The sequence below is a fragment of the Sorangium sp. So ce887 genome, assembly GCF_051521455.1.
Lineage (GTDB): Bacteria > Myxococcota_A > Polyangia > Polyangiales > Polyangiaceae > Sorangium.
Genome location: NZ_CP150354.1, coordinates 11,151,570 through 11,169,857, shown reverse-complemented (window position 1 = coordinate 11,169,857; position 18,288 = coordinate 11,151,570). Strand labels below are relative to the sequence as shown.

The 18,288-nt window shown below is 69.4% G+C and carries 9 protein-coding genes; 2 read left to right on the top strand and 7 right to left on the bottom strand.

What is annotated here, in order from left to right; genetic code table 11:
- The first annotated feature begins 36 nt into the window (after positions 1 to 36).
- Complete coding sequence (locus tag WMF36_RS41900) at positions 37 to 1,554, top strand: M20/M25/M40 family metallo-hydrolase (protein ID WP_437576453.1); 1,518 nt, start codon at positions 37 to 39, stop codon at positions 1,552 to 1,554.
- Between the two features lie 104 nt (positions 1,555 to 1,658).
- On the opposite strand, the gene WMF36_RS41895 is transcribed toward WMF36_RS41900, so the two are convergent.
- The 4 genes from WMF36_RS41895 to WMF36_RS41880 all read right to left on the bottom strand — a co-directional run bounded on the left by WMF36_RS41895 (position 1,659) and on the right by WMF36_RS41880 (position 10,929).
- Positions 1,659 to 6,584, bottom strand: coding sequence for an AAA family ATPase (locus tag WMF36_RS41895; protein WP_437576452.1), 4,926 nt, complete (start codon positions 6,582 to 6,584; stop codon positions 1,659 to 1,661).
- Between the two features lie 355 nt (positions 6,585 to 6,939).
- Positions 6,940 to 9,057, bottom strand: a complete 2,118-nt coding sequence (locus WMF36_RS41890) for an ABC transporter permease (RefSeq protein WP_437576451.1) — start codon at positions 9,055 to 9,057, stop codon at positions 6,940 to 6,942.
- Positions 9,058 to 9,804 (bottom strand): ABC transporter ATP-binding protein, encoded by a 747-nt coding sequence (locus tag WMF36_RS41885; protein ID WP_437483584.1) that lies wholly within the window; start codon positions 9,802 to 9,804, stop codon positions 9,058 to 9,060.
- 219 nt (positions 9,805 to 10,023) lie between these two features.
- Positions 10,024 to 10,929 (bottom strand): LysR family transcriptional regulator, encoded by a 906-nt coding sequence (locus tag WMF36_RS41880; protein ID WP_437576450.1) that lies wholly within the window; start codon positions 10,927 to 10,929, stop codon positions 10,024 to 10,026.
- Positions 10,930 to 11,066: 137 nt separating this feature from the next.
- Between WMF36_RS41880 and WMF36_RS41875 the strand changes: the two genes are divergently transcribed.
- Positions 11,067 to 12,953, top strand: coding sequence for a multicopper oxidase family protein (locus WMF36_RS41875; protein ID WP_437576449.1), 1,887 nt, complete (start codon positions 11,067 to 11,069; stop codon positions 12,951 to 12,953).
- 21 nt (positions 12,954 to 12,974) lie between these two features.
- On the opposite strand, the gene WMF36_RS41870 is transcribed toward WMF36_RS41875, so the two are convergent.
- The 3 genes from WMF36_RS41870 to WMF36_RS41860 are packed head-to-tail and all read right to left on the bottom strand — an operon-like array spanning position 12,975 to position 18,276.
- A complete protein-coding gene (locus WMF36_RS41870) occupies positions 12,975 to 14,486 on the bottom strand; it encodes an outer membrane protein transport protein (RefSeq protein ID WP_437576448.1) in 1,512 nt (503 codons plus the stop codon).
- Between the two features lie 29 nt (positions 14,487 to 14,515).
- A complete protein-coding gene (locus WMF36_RS41865) occupies positions 14,516 to 16,351 on the bottom strand; it encodes an acetyltransferase (RefSeq protein WP_437576447.1) in 1,836 nt (611 codons plus the stop codon).
- Positions 16,352 to 16,353: 2 nt separating this feature from the next.
- Positions 16,354 to 18,276: a hypothetical protein gene (locus WMF36_RS41860; RefSeq protein ID WP_437576445.1), complete on the bottom strand. Its 1,923-nt coding sequence runs from the start codon at positions 18,274 to 18,276 to the stop codon at positions 16,354 to 16,356.
- Positions 18,277 to 18,288 lie beyond the last annotated feature (12 nt).

Genomic DNA, 18,288 nt, shown 5'->3' with positions numbered 1-18,288 from the left:
CTACCCCGGCGCGCATCCAGCTTTAAGGTGCGCGCTATGCTGGACATCGATCGCCGCACTTTCCTCGTCGGCGCCGCGGCCGCCGGAGCGCTCGCCTCGTTTCCCCGCCTCTCCAGGGGCGCGGGTGGCAAGGCCGTCGATCTCTCGGCGGTGTACGGCAAGATCACCGAGCAGCTGAATCCGTCGATCGAGCGCATCCAGCGCTGGATCCAGCAGCCGTCGATCTCGGCGCAGAACGTCGGCATCACCGAGTGCTGCGAGCTGACCATGGAGCTCCTGCGCGACGCCGGCTTCGGCACGGTCAAGAAGATGAAGACCGACGGGCATCCAGGCATCTTCGCGACGCTCGACGCCGGCGCGAAGCAGACCATGGGCTTCTACTTCATGTACGACGTGCAGCCGGTGGAGGAGAAGGAGTGGTCCTCGCCGCCCTTCGCCGCCAGGCTTGTCGACAAGGCGGGCATCGGCAAGGTCATCGTGGGGCGCGGCGCGGTCAACCAGAAGGGGCCGCAGGGGGCGTTCCTGGCCGCGCTGCACGCGGTGCGCGCCGCCGGCTTGAAGCTGCCGGTCAACCTGGTGGTGGTCGCCGAAGGCGAGGAGGAGCTCGGCTCGCCGCATTTCTCGCAAGTGGTGTGGAACGAAGACGTGATGAGGGCGCTCGAGAGATGCCAGGGCGTGATCATGCCGTCGGCGCAGCAATCGCTGTCCGGCACGGTCAACATGGCTCTGGGCGCGAAGGGCATCGTCTACGTCGAGCTCGGGGCGAGCGGCAAGGCGTGGGGTCGCGGCCCGCGCGAGGCGGAGATCCACTCCAGCATGAAGGTCGTCGTCGACAGCCCGGTCTGGCGGCTTGTGCAGGCGCTCGGCACGCTGGTCTCGGCGGACGGCAACGAACCGAGGATCGACGGCCTCACCGACGCCGTGCGCCCGGTCTCCAAGCAGCAGAAGATCCTGCTCGACGACCTGTCAGCGCGCTGGGACGAGGCCGACTGGAAGAACGCCTTCAAGGTCGACAGGTGGGTGAACGACCTCGAAGAGCGCGCCATGCTCGAGCGCTACGTCTCGCGCCCGTCGGTGAACATCGACGGTCTTTATGCCGGCTACATCGGCGAGGGCTCCCAGACCATCCTGCCGCACCGCGCCTTCGCCAAGATGGATATCCGGCTGGTGCCCGACATGACCGCCAAGGACGTGCTCGCCAAGCTGCGCAAGCACCTCGACAGGCGCGGCTACACGGACATCGTGATCAAGAACCTGGGCAGCTACGACCCGACGAACACCGCGCTCGACGCGCCGCCCATCCAGACCCAGCTCGCCGTCTACAAGGCCGCCGGCCTCGACCCGGTGATCTGGCCGCGCGTCGCCGGCTCCTGGCCCGGCTACCTCTTCACAGGAAAGCCGCTCGAGCGCCCCGCCGGCCACGTCGGCCTCGGCCACGGCTCCGGCGCCCACGCCAAGGACGAATACTTCGTCGTCGAGCCCGCCGCCGGCAAGAAGTACCTCGGCCTCGACGGCGCGACCCGCTCCTTCGTCGACTTCCTCTTCGCTCTCTGAAGCATCCGTCGTCCGCTCCTCCGCACCAGCGAGGAAGCTCAAGGACGAAGCGGCCAGCGCCGGCCGCGCGACCTGCGCTGGCGGCTCCGGCGGGCTTCAGCCCCTCAGTTCCCCTCTCCCATGCACATCCGCAGGCCATCGCGCAGCTTCGCGCGCGTCGTGACGCGGCTCAGGTCGAGCCCGTGCGAGATCATGGTCCGGGCAACCTCGGGCTGAATGCCCGTGATGATGCTCCGGGAGCCCAGGAGCTGCACGGATCGGATGATGCGCACGAGGCGCTCGGCCGTGCCGGGATCGATCGTGTTGACCCCGGTGAGATCGAGGATCGTGGACCTCGACTGGGTATGGACCACCCGCTCGAGGAGGTCCTCCATGATCGTCGCGGCCCGGTCATCGTCGAGCCCACCCACCACCGGGATGGTGAGCACGCCGTCCCACACCTCGAGGATGGGCGTGGAGAGGGTGCGGATGAGCTCTTTTTGCCGCCCGATGAGCGCGAGCTTCTCCGAGAGCTCGACCTCGATCCGCTGGTGGGCGACCTCGAGCTCGGCGGTCCGTGCGCTGACCTTCTCCTCGAGGCTCGCGTAGAGGAGCGCGTTCTCCATCGAGATGGCCACCTGGGCGGCGAGCAGCCTGGTGACCTCCAGCCGGTCCGGCGTGAAGGCTCCGGCGGCCAGATCGTTCTCGAGGTAGATGACGCCCACGAGGCGCCCCTGCCGGAGGATGGGCGCCGCGAGGATCGATCGGGCCTGGGTCCTCGCGATGTACGGGTCGCTCGCGAACTGATCGCTGCTGGCAGCGTCGCTGAGGACGACGCTCTCCGCGGTCCGCGCGACGTAGTGCACGACGCTCGCGGCGACATCCCCGCACGAGTCCAGGGGCACGGGCGAGAACACCTTGATCTCCTGCGCCTCGACGTGACCTTCCGCCTGGACCACGAGCCTGTCGTTGTCCCTGAGGATCACGAGCCCCTTCCTGGCGCCTGCGCCCTCGAGGATGCTCTGCATGAGCTTCTCGAGGAGGGAGGGGAACAGGATCTCGCCCGAGATCGCCTGCGAGGCCTTGATGATGGCGAGCGTGTCGAGCTTCACCTCGCCGTGGTCCACCCCCGCGGCGTGACCGAGGGACGCGCTCTGGACGGCCCCGCCGTGGTCACCCCAGCCCCGCTGGCGCGGCGCCTCCCGCAGGAGCGCCAGCGGGAAGTCCCTCTCGAGGCGCTCCGTCACGCGCGTGGCGCCCCAGCGAGCATAGAGCCGGTGCGCCTCGGTGATGTAGGCGTGCGCGAGGAACTGCCTGCCCTTGTCGCGGTAATGGAGCGCGCAGAGCTCGTTCGCGAGCGCCTCGTCATGGAGGAGCTGCGCCTCCCGCGCGGCGGTGATCGCCTGATCGTAGAGGGCGCTCGCGCCCTCGCGCTGCTCGATCCGCGAGAGCTCGGCTCTCAGGATCAAGCTGCGGTGACGGAAACGCTGCGGGTTGAGCCCTGCCCAGAGATCGAGCTTGCCCGCGAACTCCCCGAGCCTGGCGACGTACGCGGCCCGCTGCTCCGGCGCGGCGGCCAGCGAGGCCCGCGAGAACGCCACGCCGCCATAGAAATAGTAGCAAGGGCTCACGTGCCAGGCGCCGAGCATCACGCCGGCGCCCGGGTCGGTCTCGCCCCAGACCTCTGCCGCCCGCTCGTACGCGCCCTTGAAGACGCCGCCGATGACCGTGAAGATGTTCGTGAAATAGAGGCTCGCGGTGTTGCTGATCCTCCTGGCCTCCGCGATGATGGCGTCGAGATCGACCCGGCGCGCGCGCGGCTCGCCGCCGTCCCCCTCGGCGGACGTGCTGAGCTCTTCGCCGAGATCGGCGGCGGCGGCGACGATCCAGGTGATCGCATTGAACCTGTCGAGCTTGCAGATGTGCTCGCTGTCCTTCGCCTCCTGGACGAGCTCGCGGAGGTGCTTCCCCTGGAGCAGGCTGTTGAGCTGCGAGTTGCATGCATTGTAAAAAGCCCAGATGTACTGGCCTGTCTCGAGGCCGACGTGCATGCCCTTGCGCAACGATGTCTTGTAGGTCGCGTAGCTCTCTTTCCAGTGCTGCACCCACGCGCCCCACATGTTGCACAGCATGGCCTCGGACTTCTTGTCCGGATTGCGCTCGTTGAGGCGGACCGCGGCGCTGCCGAACTCGTAGCCTTTCTCGACGTCGAGCCGGGCGCACAGGAGCGTCCCGAAGTTGACGTACGCGTAGATCGAGTTCCTCGAGATCCCGTGCGTGAGCGAGTTCTGGAGCATCTTCATCACGGTGATGCCGAAGTTGTTCGTCCCCAGCTGGTAGGTGGGCGCGAACATCTCCTGCAGCAGGTCCTGCAGGGCGGCGATCTCGGGATCGGCCAGGGCGGGCAGATCGATGAGGGAGGCGATGGGCCGATCGCCGATCATGGCCATCGTCCGTTCGATCTCGGCGATGAGCGCGCTGTCGTCCGGGTAGGGCGGCAGGTCGATGCCGAACGCTCGCAGGGCGGCGAGCCCCTCGTCCAGCGCGGCGGGCAGATCGTTCTTCAGGATCTGCACGTTGATGGTCAGGCGCCGGACCTCGGTCTTGTGCACCCGCCCCCTCGCCTTGTCGAGGCAGCCCGAGAGCGTGGCGAGCGCGTCGTCGTGCCGCTCGCAGAGCGACTCCAGCACGCCCTTCTTCGTGTGGTAGGCGAACGTCAGCTCGTACTCGGAGGTCCACGCGTCCGCGTGCAGCATGGAGATGCCGTGCTCCAGGTACTTCAGCGACGCGGAGAAGGCGCTCGACTCCTCGGCGCGCGCGGCTGCCCGGAGGTTGAGCCTGGCCGAGGTGAGCCGCTCCTCCGGCGCCTGGATCAGATCGCCGGCGCTGTTCAGGTGATTGACGATATCGAACACGCTCTGCCCCTCGTCGGGGCCGAGCTTGCCGAGGATCAGCCTGCCAATCCGGTAGTGGAACCCCGGCCGGTCCCGCGCGGGGATCAGGGAGTATGCGGCCTCCTGGATCTTGTCGTGCGCGAAGCGGTAGCCCTCGCCGGCGCTCACGATCAGGCCATCGTCGATGGCCCTGGCGAGGCTACCGTAGGTGGCGTCGGGGGCCTCTGCGCTGACGGTGTTCAGGATCTCCAGCTCGAAGCTGTTGCCGATCGCCGCGGCGAGCCGGAGCACCTCTTGCGTGTCCTCGGGCAGACGCCGGATGGTCTGCGCCATCAGGCTCAAGACGTTGTCGGTGTGCTCCAGCTCCTTGATCGTCGAGAGGTCCCAGCGCCACCCCGCCGCGGGATCGAGGACCAGCACCCTGACCTCCACCAGATGCCTCAGGAACTGCTTTACGAAGAACGGGTTGCCGCCGGTCTTCTTCAGCACCGCGCGCGCGAGCGCGTCCGTGCCGCCGGCCCTCAGGCTGTCGAGCAAGAGCTCGTTCAGGTGGGCCAGCCGGAGCGGCTCCAGAACGATGTTCACGACCCCGAGGCGCGCCTGCTGGAGCTCCTCGAGCGCGACGAGGAAGGGGTGGGTCGGGCTCACCTCGTTGTCGCGATAGGCGCCGCAGAAGAAGAGCGACTCCATCTCCTCGTCGGCGAGGAGAGACTTGAGCAGGCTGAGGCTGGCCGAGTCCACCCACTGTAGATCGTCGATGAAGACGGCGAGCGGGTGGGCTGGGCGGGCGAACACCGAGACGAACTTCTTGAAATAGAGGTTCAGACGGTTCTGGGCCTCGACCGGGCCGAGCGCCGGCACGGCCGGCTGCTCGCCGATGAGGTGCCTGAGCGACGGGAGGACATCGCAGATGACCTGCCCGTTGCTCCCGAGGGCATCGAGGAGGGCCTTTCGCCATCTCTGGACGCGCTCCTCGCTCTCGGACAGGAGCTGCTTGACGAGCGCGTCGAACGCATGGACGACGGCGCTGTAGGGCGTGTCGCGATTGTACTGGTCGTACTTGCCGCTGACGTAGTAGCCCCGCTCGCGCGCCAGCGGCTTGAGGATCTCCTGGACGAGGGACGACTTGCCGATCCCCGAGTAGCCCGAGACCAGCACGATCGCGCGCCTGCCCCGGAGCACGTCGTCGAACGACTCGATGAGCCGCCGGACGTCGCCCTCGCGACCGTAGAGCTTCTGGTGGATCTGGAAGAGATCGGTCCTGTCGTGCTGGCCCGGGGTGAAATCCTCGATCGCGCCGCTCTCCTCCCAGCGCCGTCGACACGCCTTCAGATCGTCCCTCAGGCCTTCGGTGCTCTGGTAGCGATCCTCGGCGTTCTTGCCGAGCAGCTTCATCGTGATGGCCGAGAGCGCCGGGGGCACCTTCGGGCTCAGCTCCGAGGGGGGGGTCGGCCTCACGGCGATGTGGGCGTGAATCAGCTCGAGCGGGTCCGCGGCCTCGAACGGCCTTCGCCCGACGAGGATCTCGTAGAACACGACCCCGAGCGAGTACAGGTCGGTGCGGTAGTCGACGCTGCGGTTCATGCGGCCGGTCTGCTCGGGTGAGGTGTACGGGAGCACCTCCGAGAGGACCTCGCGGCCGTAGAGGGCCTCCCTCTCGCGCGTCACGATGGATTCGACGCCGAAGCCGGTGAGCTTGATCTGCCCCCCCTCGCCGAGCAGGATGTTCCGGGGCCTGATGTCGCCGTGGATGAGGCCACGCCGATGGATATCGGCCAGGGCTTCGGCCATGAGGATGGCCCCGCTCAGGAACCCGCCGACGTCGAGATCGCCCCGATCCTTCAGGAGCTCGGACAGCGCGGCAGCCGGGAAATACTCGGTCACGAGCAAGAGCCCGTCCGCGTGCTCCTCGACGCCGTGGATCTTGACAATCCTCTCCGAGTCGATGTGCCTGATAGCGCTGCAGGCGTGCTTGAAGCGCGTGATATCGGCGACCCGCGTGAGATCGGCGTGGAGCATTCTCACCGCCACCTCCCTCCCATCGCCCTCCCGGCGGGCTCGGTACGTGACGGAGGCCGCCGTCTCGCCCGTCTTCGCGGTGATGTGATATCCCCTGATCTGGGCCGTCCCTTGTTCAATCACCGGGCGTCGTGTCATGGTCGATAGAAGGAGAGACCAAAAGATTCGATGATGTCAAGGACGAATCACCACGTAGATTTCAGGCGATTGGCGATCGATCGCGATCCGCTCACCCTCGTAAAAGCGATGAACTATCGATGGCTTATCCGCGCATCGAAGGGTCGGTCTTCAATTCGCGGTCTGCGGGCTCACGGCTGATGGGTATTTGTCAGGCTCATGAGCGGACGCCGACGGCGTCGCGGATGGCCATCGACAGCATGGGCGACAGGAGGCACGCACATCGATGGATGTCCATCCAAGAGATCGAGCGTGACGTCATCGATGGGCTCGAGCGTCAGCGCCCGGGCCGCCACCGCACCGGCAAGGAAGCTCGCTACTCGTACTGGACCGACTCCGCCGCGTTGCTCCGCCCCGCGCTGCGCGCCGGGTAGAGCGACGCCCCGAGCGCCACCGCCGTCGCCCCGAGCGCCGTGAGCAGGCCGTACTCCAGCGGGATGCTGAGCTCGACCTCGAAGCTCGACACCGTGCGCAGCGCCCCGAGCGCCGCCGCCCCCAGCGGGATCCCGAGCAGGACCGCCAGCACGCCGCCCAGCGCGCCCACCAGCGCCCCTTCCATCAGCACCATCCGCCGGACCTGCCCCGCCGTCATCCCGAGCACGCGGTGCAGCGCGAGCTCCCGCCGCCGCGCGTGCAGCGCCAGGACCATCTGGTTTGCCACGCCGATCGCGGCGAGCACCGTCGTGAAGCCGAGGATCATGTCGAAGATCACGAAGTCACGCCCGGTCGCCTTCCGGCGCACCGCCTCGAGCTCGACCCCCGTCTGCATCCGGATGTCGCGCGCGGGCGGCACGTCGGCCAGGAGCTCGCCCCAGGGCGGCGTCGCCGGGCCGCCCCGCGCCGCCGCCGCTCCGGTCACGGGATCGGCGAGCGCCACCGTGTGGCCGATCGCGAGCACGTACGGCGAGATGACCGGGAAGTCGGCCGCCTCGATGACCGCGTAGGTGCGCAGGTTGCGGTACGCGCCGGGCGCGTGGACATAGCCCAGCTCGTCGGTGACGCCGACGATCTCGAACCGCCGCGCGCCGGCGCGGCCGCTCACCTCGAGCTGATCGCCGGGGCCGACGCCGAAGCGGCGGGCCATCATCGTGGAGACGATCGCCTTGCCCGGGCCGAAGCGGCGGGCGAGCGCGATCGACTCGGGGCGGCCGGTGGCCTCGGCGAGCGCGCGGAGCTCGTCGGCCGGGACCGCATGGACGACGTTGGGCCACGGCGTGCGGCTCGAGAAGCGCGCCGCGACGAGGCGCGGCGGCAGGCTCGGCAGGAGACGCTCGGCGTGGCCGAGCGGCTCGTCCGGGTAGAGGAACGCGTAGGGTGCGAGGGCGCGGCCCGCCCAGGCCGAGACCTCCTGCTTGAGCGCCCCCGTGGCGATGTGCAGCGCGAGCAGGAGGGCGAAGACCATCATCACGCCGCCGACGCTCCAGGCGAGCTCGTGGCCGCTGTGCTCGACGCGGCGCCGGAGCAGCAGGCGCTCGGCGGCCCAGCGGCGCGGCGCGAGGCGGACGGCGAGCGCGCCGAGGCGCGCGACGAGGTCCGGGACGAAGACGATGGCCGCGAGGAACGCCGCGCAGACGAGGCCCGCCTCGAGGACGAAGAAGGCGAACAGGGGCACGGACTGCCGGAAGAAGGGGCGGAGCAGGCCGTAGACGAGCACCATGAACGGCAGCGCGAGCAGCATGACGCCGCGCATGCGGCGCCGCTGCTCGGCCCCGCCCTCGAGGAAGCGCGGGCGCAGGGCGCGCGCGATGTCGAGGCGGAGCGCGTCGCGCACCGGGCGGAGCACGCCGAGCAGCGCGGTGAGGGCGCCGGTGCCGCAGACGAGCAGCATCGCGCTCCAGGGCAGGCGGATCGCGTGGAGCGGGATGCGCGCGCGGCCCGTCGTCGTGATGCCCGCCTTCGCGGCGAGGTACGCGAGCGGGATCGACCCGAGCAGGCCGAGCGCCGCGCCGGCCAGGCCGAGCAGCAAGGCCTCGAAGACGAAGACCGCCGCCACCTGCGGGGGCAGCGCGCCGGCGCTGCGCAGGAGGGCGATCTCGCGGCGGCGGCGCTCGACGGCGACGTTGAAGGTGAAGAACACGATGAGGGCGCCGACGAGGAACGCCGAGAGCGAGCCGAGGCGGATCGCCGACCGCATGATCTCGTAGTCCTCGTGCGTCTCCTCCTGGGCGTCGGCCGCGGCGATGAGCGTGCCGTCCGGGCGGAGGCCGCTCAGGGCGACGGTCTGCTCGGTGAAGACGGGGAGATCGGGGTTCGTGACGGCGCTCCGCGCCTCGACGGCGCGCGTGCCCACGTCGAGGATGAGGACGACGTTGACCGTGGCCGTGCCGAGGGCGACGCCGAGCAGGGCGGCCATCGCGCCGAAGCGATCGGCGCGCAGGTTGCGCAGGGCGAGCATCCGGACGAGCGGCTGAAAGAGGGCGCGGAGGAGGAGCATTCAGATGCCGAGCTCTTTCAGCCGGTCGTGGACGGCGGCCGAGGTCACGGCGGGGCCCGCGAGGGCGGCGTCGTGCAGGAGGAGGCCGTCGCGCATGAACACGACGCGGTGGGCGCGGGCGGCGTCCTCGGCGTTGTGCGTGACGAGGAGCATGGCGCTCCCGGCGTCGCGGAGGGCGTCGGCGAGCAGCGCCATGATGCGGCGGCCGGTCGCGATGTTGACGTTGCCGGTCGGCTCGTCGGCGAGCACGAGCGCAGGGCGGCGGACGAGCGCGCGCGCGATGGAGATGAGCTGCATCTCGCCGCCCGACATCTGCGAGGGCAGGTGCTCGGCGCGGGCGCGCATGCCGACGCGGTCGAGCATGCGCGAGGCGGCGTCGTGGTCCGGCGCGGCGCCGTCGATGAGGTACGGCAGGATGATGTTCTCGTAGCCGGTGAGGGTCGGGACGAGGTTGAAGAACTGGTAGACGATGCCGACGCGGCGGCGGCGCAGGAGGGTCCGCCCGTGCTCGTCGAGGGCGGCCATGTCCTCGCCGAGGACGCGGATCTCGCCGCGATCGGGGGACTCGAGGCCCGCGACGCACGAGAGCAGCGTGCTCTTGCCGACGCCGGAAGGGCCCATGATCGCGCACATCTCGCCGGCGTGGATGTCGAGGTCGACGCCCCGGAGCACCTCGATCGGCGTCGCGCCGAGCGCGTGGGACTTGTGGAGGTTGCGGACGCGGAGGACGGGCTGGTCGGAGCTCACGGGAGGATCGCGACCTGTCTACAGCATCTGCGCGCGGCGTTCACCCCGCTTCCGCGCGCGGCCGCGAAGCGCTGTCTCCGTGGCCAGGGGGAGGGTCCGATGGGCCCATGAAGGCGGGAAGGCGGGGAGGAAAGATCAATGATATTCTTAACTTCCCGCCTTCTCGCCTTCATGTGAGCTCGTTCTGGGCAGAGGCGACACGGCCTCGCGTTGCGCCGGTCACAGCCGGATGAGCGACGCGCGCACGTGCTCGATGAGCACCTTGATCTTGGGGATCTCGGAGAGCACCTCCGGGACGCTGAGCCGCACCGGCCTCTCCTGGCCGACGACGTCGGGGAGGACCCGCACGAGCACGTCCGGGCCGAGGCCCGGATCGGGCAGGAGCGCGTCGGGGACCAGGCCGATTCCCAGGCCGGAGATGCAACAGTGGCGGATGAAGTGGATGTCCGTCGCGATGAGGGCCGGCGCGACGGTGAAAGACGCGCCCCGCCGTGTCCGCCAGATCCGCGCGTCCTCGCCGGGGGCTTGCCATGCGAACAGCTCGTGGTGCTTCAGGTCCTCGATCGTGCGGGGGGTGCCGCGCCGCTCCAGGTAGGCGCGGCCGGCGATCAGCCACTCACGGATGCGCAGGACGACGTGCGATATCCAGTGCCCCCGCGGCGCGTCCTCGCCGAAGTGAACCGCGATGTCGACGTCCGTCAGGGCCTCGGCCAGCGGGTCGTTGCTGAAGCGGCAATGAAAGTGGAGCCTCGGATACGCCTTTCGCACGGCGGCGAAGACCGGCGTGAGCGCGTGCGGCGGCAGCCCCACGGGCAGGACGACCCGCAGGGTGCCCGAGGGCGCGTCGCCCACCTCGCGGATCGAGGCCAGGAGCGCGCCGGCCTCCTGCATCATGCCGCGTCCCCGCTTGGCGAGCACTTGCCCGGCCTCGGTCGGCAGGACGCCGTGCCGCACGCTCTCGAGCAGCGCGACGCCGGCGCGCTGCTCGAGCGACGCGACCTGGCGCCGGAGCGTCGTGCGCGACGTGCCGAGCGCGCGCGCGGCGCCGAGGTACGACCCGGCCTCGACGACCGCGATGAAGGCGCGTAGCTCCTCGAGGTCCAACCCTCCTGCCACTGTCCGCATTCTAGCCAGGGGTGACCGTCTTCGGCCATCGACATCCGGCGCGGCTCGCTAGTGTCGTCCCTGGAGGAGCAAAGCCGATGGGACGAGACGCTTCACATGCGCTCACACGGACAGGAACGCTCGCAGCGCTGGCCCTCGTGGCCGCCGCGTCCGCGGGCTGCGGCGGAGGCGAGGAGACGAGCGCGACGCCGGAGACGACATCGATCTACGAGGATCCCCCCGAGCTCCAGCCGGGCGAGGACGGGGCGTACGAGCTCCACTTCGGGCCGAGCGCGGTGGAGATCGGTGGGCGGCGGTTCTGTCTCCGCGCGTACAACGGCATGACGAGCGGGCCCACGATCCGCGTCTCGAAGGGCGAGAACCGAAGAGTGCGCGTGAACCTGGTCAACGACTTCGCGAGGAGCGACTTCCGCGAGATCGCGAGCATGATGGGTCACGGGGGGAGGTCGTGTCACGACTTCAACCTGACGAACCTGCACGCGCACGGCCTGCACGTGCAGCCCAACTTCGCGACGGACGATCCCGCGGACCCGTGCGAGGGCGACGGTTGCGCCCCGGGTGAGCGGTATTTCGGGGATCACGTGCTGCACAAGGTCGGGCCGGGGGAGAGCGCCCGGTACCGCTGGGATATCGACGAGGACGGGATCCATCACGAGGGGACCCAATGGTACCATCCTCATATCCACGGTTCGACGGCCATCCAGGTCATGGATGGCGCCGCCGGGGCGCTCCTCATCGAGGGGGAGCTCGACGAGCTCCCCGGCATCCAAAGGGCCCGAGAGCGGGTCATGGTCATGACGCAGGTGCCCATCGATCACGAGAACACGGTGCCCTTGAAAGAGGGGGAGGACTGCACCGAGCACAGCCTGTCAGTGACCGATTTCCTCGCGGTCGAGACGCTGCGGGCCACGCTGATCAACGGCAAGCTCAGGCCGCGCCTCGTGACGCCGCCCGGGCAGGTGGAGCGCTGGCGCATGGTGTACGCGGGCAGCCCCGACGAGATGGGGATGAAGCTGCACGTCGCGAAGGACGCGGCGTGCTCGGATTTCGACAAGGAGCCCATCGAGACGACGCAGATCGCGCGCGACGGGCTGACGCTCCCGCAGTTCTACAGGAGCGACACGGTATGGGTATCACCGGGGTACCGCGTCGATGTGATGGTGAAGATGCCGGAGCAGGAACAGACGCTCTGTCTGGTCGGCCGCCGGCCGAACGACCTCCTGGGCAGCGTCATCGCGATCGTCGACGTGGCCGCGAGCGCGGGTGAGCCGACCGAGGTGAACCTGCCCAGCGAGGCGGACGTGGCCGCGCTCGCCCCGCCCACCTCGTGGACCGGCATGGTCGACGGGAAGATGACCGAGGTGAGCTGCGATTCGGTCGAGACCGTGCACCAGAAGGTGGTGCTGCTGGTGCCCACGCCGGGATCACAGCCGCCCGATCTCAGCTCGGACGTGGCGCTCAAGACGTGCGATCCGGAAGACCACCCGCACGCGATCGATCCGGACGCGCCTGTGTGCCTCTGTCCGGATCCGAACATCAGCTGCCGCAAGTTCGACGATCGGCGGCTCCGGGGCTACCGGAGCGACCGTGTCATGACGGCCGGCAGCGCGGAGCGGTGGGAGCTCCGCGCGTTCGACGGCCACCCGTTCCACATCCACATCAACCCTTTCCTTGTGTGCCCCAACAAGTCGAACAAGGAGCCCAACTTTCCCCACTGGCGGGACACGATGTGGGTCCAGCTCGAGGACGGACCGCGCGACGTGCTCATGAATCCACGGAAGTTCACGGGTCAGTTCGTGCTGCACTGCCACAAGCTGAACCACGAGGACGAAGGGATGATGGAGCTCGTGGAGATCTGCGATCCCGCCGATCAGGAGTGCCTGTGCCTGGGGACGGACGAGGACGGCGCGTGCATCTCCCAGGCGGGGTGTCTGCCGGACGATCTGCAGTGCCAGTTCGCGAAGAGAGCGACCGACGCGTACCCGGCGCCGCCGGCGCCGGATCTCGAGCTGTGCGGGCCGTGATCGACCGGTGAGCGTCGCCGCTCAGAACACGACCTTGAGGTGCCCGCCCACCGTCGTGAGCACCAGCGTGTACTTCCCGTTGCCGAGGTCGTAGTCCGACTCGGTCACCGTGCGCGGCAGGATGCCCTGCACGCGCACGTCGCCCGAGAGCGATACGCTGTCGCTCACCTTGAGGACGCCGCCGACGTCGCCGATCAGCCGGTGGTTGTCGGGCGAGGCCACGTCGATCGTGCTGTCCGGCGAGGCCGGCGACTGATAGCCGACCGACGCGGTCGCGAGCAGCGCCTCGCTCAGCCGGTACTTGGCGCCGACCTCCAGCCACATCGTGTCGTTCCACCGGCGCGGCAAGGTCACGGTGACGCTATCGGCGATCCCGAGCTTCGGCTGGGCGAGATCCGGTGAGGAGGCCTTGACCACGAACGCCTCGATGTCCGAATAGAGCACGTACGACAGGAGGCCATCGACGCTGAGCTTGTCGCTCACGCGGTAGCCGACGCCCGCGGTGAGCCGCTTGGGGAGCGTGAACGAGAGCTCCGCGTCGCCCTCGACGAGGGGCTTGTAGCGCAGGCCCTGCTCGGCCAGGTCCTGCGTGAAGAACGGGTGGTTCATGTCGATGGCGAACTTGCCCTTGTACCGCATCGCGGCGCTGTGCTGGTACGTCAGGCCGAAGCGCAGGTCCTTGTTCGGGTTGAAGGCGAGCCCGACGTGGAAGGAGGCGCCGTGCGATAACGCCTGCTTGAGCGCGATGGGGCGCGCGAGGACGTCGAGCTCGCGCAGCTCGGACGGCGTCGCCGGGCCGAAGTCGTTGTCCTGCTTGAGGTAGGCGAGGCCGTCGCGGAACTCCTTCAGGCTGGCGAAGTCCTGCACCTTCGAGAGCTCGGCCAGGCCGCCGACGTACGACACGCCGGCGCCGAGCGAGAGCTGGTCGGTCACCCGGAGCCCGGCGGCCACCGTGAGCGAGCTGGCGACGATGAACGCCTGCTGGAGCTGCCAGCGCTGCGCGCCGTTCGGGAAGCTGAGCGCCGCGGCATAAGGGACGTACAGGCCGACGCCCACCGTGAGGCGCTTCGGGAGGACCGGGATCGCCAGGAAGGCGTTGCCCGTCGGCGCGACAGGCGTCGTCGAGACCTCCTCGGCCGTGCCGGTCCTGCCGGGGGCGACGTTCGCCGGATCGAGCGGGAGCTTGAACTGGAGGGTGTCCGGCGTCTGGTACGTGCCGCGCCGCTCGCGCTTGTAGGTGGCGTGGCCGACGATGAGGCCCGCGCCGAGGAGGAGCTCCGGCCGCTCGACGCCCGCGAGGGCAGCCGGGTTCCAGTAGACGGCGGCGGCGTCGGACGTCGTGGGGCCCGAGACGCCGCTCGTCACCCAGGGGGCATCGATGCCCGAGGCGCGCGCGTCGCCTGCTGTCCCGCAGACGAGGCCTGTCGCGAGCGCCAGCGCGGCGAGCGCACGTCCTGGCCATTCACGGGCACGGGCACGGGCGCGGGCGCGGGCGCGGGCGCGGGGCCGCGGGGTGGGCAGAGCTCCTGTCATGACACGGGTCCTCACGGTGGGGGGGCCGATCACTGGATCCGGGTGAGGGTGAGTGAGAGGCGATGGGCGCTCGGCTTGTCGCCGATCTCGATCTCGTAGCGGCGCCCCTCGTCGTCAGCGAAATACAGCGTATCTCCTGGCTTGACCTCCACCTTCTCGTGGAGCGCATCGCCGTCGATCTCCTCGATCGTCGACACCTTCTTCGTGAGCGCGGCGTCGGCGAAGAAGCCCGGGCTCTCGTACGCGTAGTCGCGCACGCGCGCGCCCTCGGCGTCCTTGCGGATGTCGTCGGGCGCGACGAAGTAGAGGTAATCCCGCTGGCCGGCGACGCCGCTCTCGGTGCTCGGCTGGTAGAGGTAGAAGTCCGCGTCGCCGGCGGCGTTGTCGTTGAGCTCGATCGCCATCTCCTTGAGGACCGCCGGATCTTTCGCGAGGTTCTCCTTGATGCTCGCGACGAGATCCTCGGTCTTCACGCCGACCGGGACGTCGCGGAGGGTCACCTCGAGATCGGCCTCCCCCTCGTCGAGCCCGCCGTCGTGCAGCCGCGCCTGGGCCACCTCGAGGAGGATGTCCCAGAAGTAGGACGGCGAGGGCGGCGGCTCCTCGAGGACGATGCTGCTATCGACGCTGATCTCGGTCCATCCGGTGTCGTCGACGCAGACCTTCACCGGCAGGAAGTCGCTCGTGGAGGTGCCCTGGGGCCCGTAGCTTGCGCAGTGGTCCTCGATCTGCGCTGCCCTGAGCTCCCCGGCGCGGGCGAGGATGTGCTCGAACTCCCAGAGCGGCTGCTCCCACACGGGCGAATCGCCGCGCGGCGCGGGCTCCCGGCTCGTGCCGCCCGGCAGGTACGTCGCGCTCTCGGGGATGGCCAGGGTCAGCGCGCCGATGCTGAGGTTTTTGGCCAGGTTGTCGAGCACGAGCCAGTCCGGCTCGCTGAAATCGAACAGGGTGTCTATCTGGCCGGGCGTGCTGTTGACGCTGGCGACGTCGGCCCTCGTCGCGTCGACTCCCTTGTACGGGAGGGCGTTGACGTCGACCCGGACCGTCATCGTGAAGTCGTCGAGGGCCGCCTTCACCCCGGAGGCGGCCTTGATGAAGCCGGGGTGCTTTGCTCCGCCCGGGTCGTCCGGATCGAGCGGCGCCGGGCCGAACTGCTCGGCGAGGCCGGCGAAGTCGGTGACGACGTCGTACAGGGTGACGGGGATGGAGTGGGGCGCGACGGGGTAGATGCCGTCCGGGTGCTCGTCGTTCGTCGGTCCTCTGCGACGCTGGGTGTTCGGGTGGGTGCTGACGAGGTTCTCCAGGACGGCCTGCGCGGTGATCTGGACGGGGATGAGCCGCTCGTTGCCGGCCGCGCCCACGAGGTCCGAGAGGATCTTCGACGTCGGGAGCCCGACGGCGTTGCCGACGCCGAGCAGGCCCTCGAGGCTCGTGCCGCGGAGATCGGCGTTCTCGGGCGTCATGTTCAGGAGACCGACGAGGTTCCGCGACGCGGGCGGGAGCGCGGCGATCTCGGCGGGGGGCATGTACATGACCTTGAGCAGCGCGTTCTCGATGAGGGCCGCGATGTCGAGATCGAGCAGCCATATCCCCTCGAGCGTGGGCCGCGGGATGGCCTTGAGCTCGTCGAGCGTCAGCGTCTTGGCGAAGCCCCTCGCGTCGAACCGAAGGAACTCGAGCGTGAGGGCGCGGCTCTCATTCACGCCGAGCACCGATGGGGGCGGCGGCTGCTCCACGGTGACGGCGTCGACGCAGCCGGGCAGCGAGCAGGCGAGGGCGGCGGCGGCCAGGGGAGCGAGCCGGGAGAGCCGGGCGGGCCGGCGGCGGACGGGGGCGGCGGGGCGGATGCTATCTCGCGCTTCCATGATCAGAGCCTCTCCACGTCGGCGGTGATCTCCACCGGATCGTCGCTGTCGGGCACGTGGAAGCGGACCTCGTAGACGGCGCCCTCGTCGTCCTGCGTGTACAGCGTGGTCTCGCCCGGCGGCAGCCTGTATTTCTCGTGCGCTGTGTCGGCGAGGCCATCGAGCTCCTTCTTCGAGACCTTGCTCGCCTCGCTGAGGTCCGGGCTCGTGAAGAAGCCGGGTCTTTCGTACGTGTAGGCGCGCGGGGCCTCCGAGCTTTGATCCGATGGCCGGAGGTCGTCCTCGGCAACGAAGAACAAGGTGGGCGCGCCGCCCGGCGCGCCGCGGTCGTAGAAGAAGTCGAGCGCGTCGTTGTTGACCCAGTACCTGCCGAGGATGATCTCGGCGATCTCCTTCGCCTGGCTCTGCAGCGTCGGGCGGAGATCGGCGAGGATCTGCTCGCCGGTGAGGCCGATGCCGACGCCGTGGAGCGCGTAGACCGGCTGAGCGCTGCCTTCCGGGATATTGTTGTCGGTGGGGCTGGTCACGCCGTCACCTTGCGGGTCGTGGATGGCGACCTGTCCGACCCCGGTGAGCAGCTCCCAGAGGAATTGAGGATCCGGTATCTGGGGTGGCGGGTCAGAGATCCTGTCCGTGAAGATCGCCCAGCCAGGCGGGTCGCCGGCCTGGCCGATGTCGACGCCTACCCGGCATGTCCCGCTCAGGCGGAAATAACACGCCGTGAACTCGCGTTCGCCGTACGTCAGGAAGGCCGCTTTGGCCACGATGGGCTCGAGCAGGAACGGGGCGTGGGTCCACACGGTGCCAGTGCCGACGGGCGTCGCCGGGAGGTTGCTCTTGCAGGCAGGCACGTCGACGCACGACGGGACGAGGCCGTCGAGCTCGTGTATCGAGATCCGCATGTCCACGGTCGGGTTCGGCGCGATGCCGCTGATCTGAAGCCGCTCCGGGTCGTTGAAGTCGAACCGGAGCGGCGCGTCGCCATCCCGGAGGAACATGTCGCCGCCTCCCCTCGAGAGGTCCATCCCCGTGACCCTGCGCAGGCCGGACTCGGCGACGACGCGCATCCGGAAGTCGGGCAGGAGGACGTCGCTCCTCGTCGTGAACGTGGCGTCGTCAGGGACCAGCACGCCGGGATGAACGCCGGAAGGGCCAAGCTTCTCGTCGAGGGACCCGAGATCGAGCAGGGCCTCGTAGAGCGTGACAGGCATCCTCACACCCTCCGGGCTCGGGATGGCTGGATGCGAGCCGAGCAGCTGCTGCTGGAGCGCCAGGATGAGCTTCGGTATCGGCACGAACGGGTCCGTCCGGTCGATGTCGAGGGCGTCGGCGAGGACACCGGCGAAGTCGAATGCGAACGTGCCGGGGTTCTCCTCGAAGATCTTGTTCAGCCCCTCGAGCGACGTTCCGGTCACGTCGGCGTTGGCGGGCGTCATCGTGAGCAACCGGACGAGCGCGAACTCCGGTGATGCCCGCCACGCCGCCCCGAAGCTCTGGCCGAGCGGGGTGAGGGTGCAGTCGTGGCCGGGGCTCGCGCTGTCGTTCTGCCACGAGGTGCCGCACGCGTTCTGGATCTGCTCGAGCGCGTCCTGGAGCAGGCCTGTGGTGTCGACGTTGAGGATCGTGATCTGCTTGGCGCCGTCCTCGCCGAAGACCTGGAGCGCCTTCTGCTTGTCGAGCTCCAGGACGACCGACGGGACCTCCGCGTCGTCGATGCGCAGGCGGAACCGGTTCGGCTCCTCGATGACGGGGCCGCCGCCGGCGCCGCCCTCGCCACCACCACCCCCGCCGCCTGCGGCCCCGCTGCCGCCGCCTCCGCCGCCGCTGCACGCGGCGAGCGCGGCGAGCGCGGCGGGCAGCAAGAGGGGAACACGGCCGCCGAGCGCGGCGCCGCGTCGGGAGAGAGCGAGCGGGGAGTGCGTCATGAGGGCTCCTCG

Excerpts from the sequence above, each read along its gene's own strand:
- WMF36_RS41900 (WP_437576453.1), top strand. The coding sequence starts at position 37 with ATGCTGGACATCGATCGCCGCACTTTCCTCGTCGGCGCCGCGGCCGCC.
- WMF36_RS41895 (WP_437576452.1), bottom strand. The coding sequence starts at position 6,584 with ATGACACGACGCCCGGTGATTGAACAAGGGACGGCCCAGATCAGGGGA.
- WMF36_RS41890 (WP_437576451.1), bottom strand. The coding sequence starts at position 9,057 with ATGCTCCTCCTCCGCGCCCTCTTTCAGCCGCTCGTCCGGATGCTCGCC.
- WMF36_RS41880 (WP_437576450.1), bottom strand. The coding sequence starts at position 10,929 with ATGCGGACAGTGGCAGGAGGGTTGGACCTCGAGGAGCTACGCGCCTTC.
- WMF36_RS41870 (WP_437576448.1), bottom strand. The coding sequence starts at position 14,486 with ATGACAGGAGCTCTGCCCACCCCGCGGCCCCGCGCCCGCGCCCGCGCC.
- WMF36_RS41865 (WP_437576447.1), bottom strand. The coding sequence starts at position 16,351 with ATGGAAGCGCGAGATAGCATCCGCCCCGCCGCCCCCGTCCGCCGCCGG.
- WMF36_RS41860 (WP_437576445.1), bottom strand. The coding sequence starts at position 18,276 with ATGACGCACTCCCCGCTCGCTCTCTCCCGACGCGGCGCCGCGCTCGGC.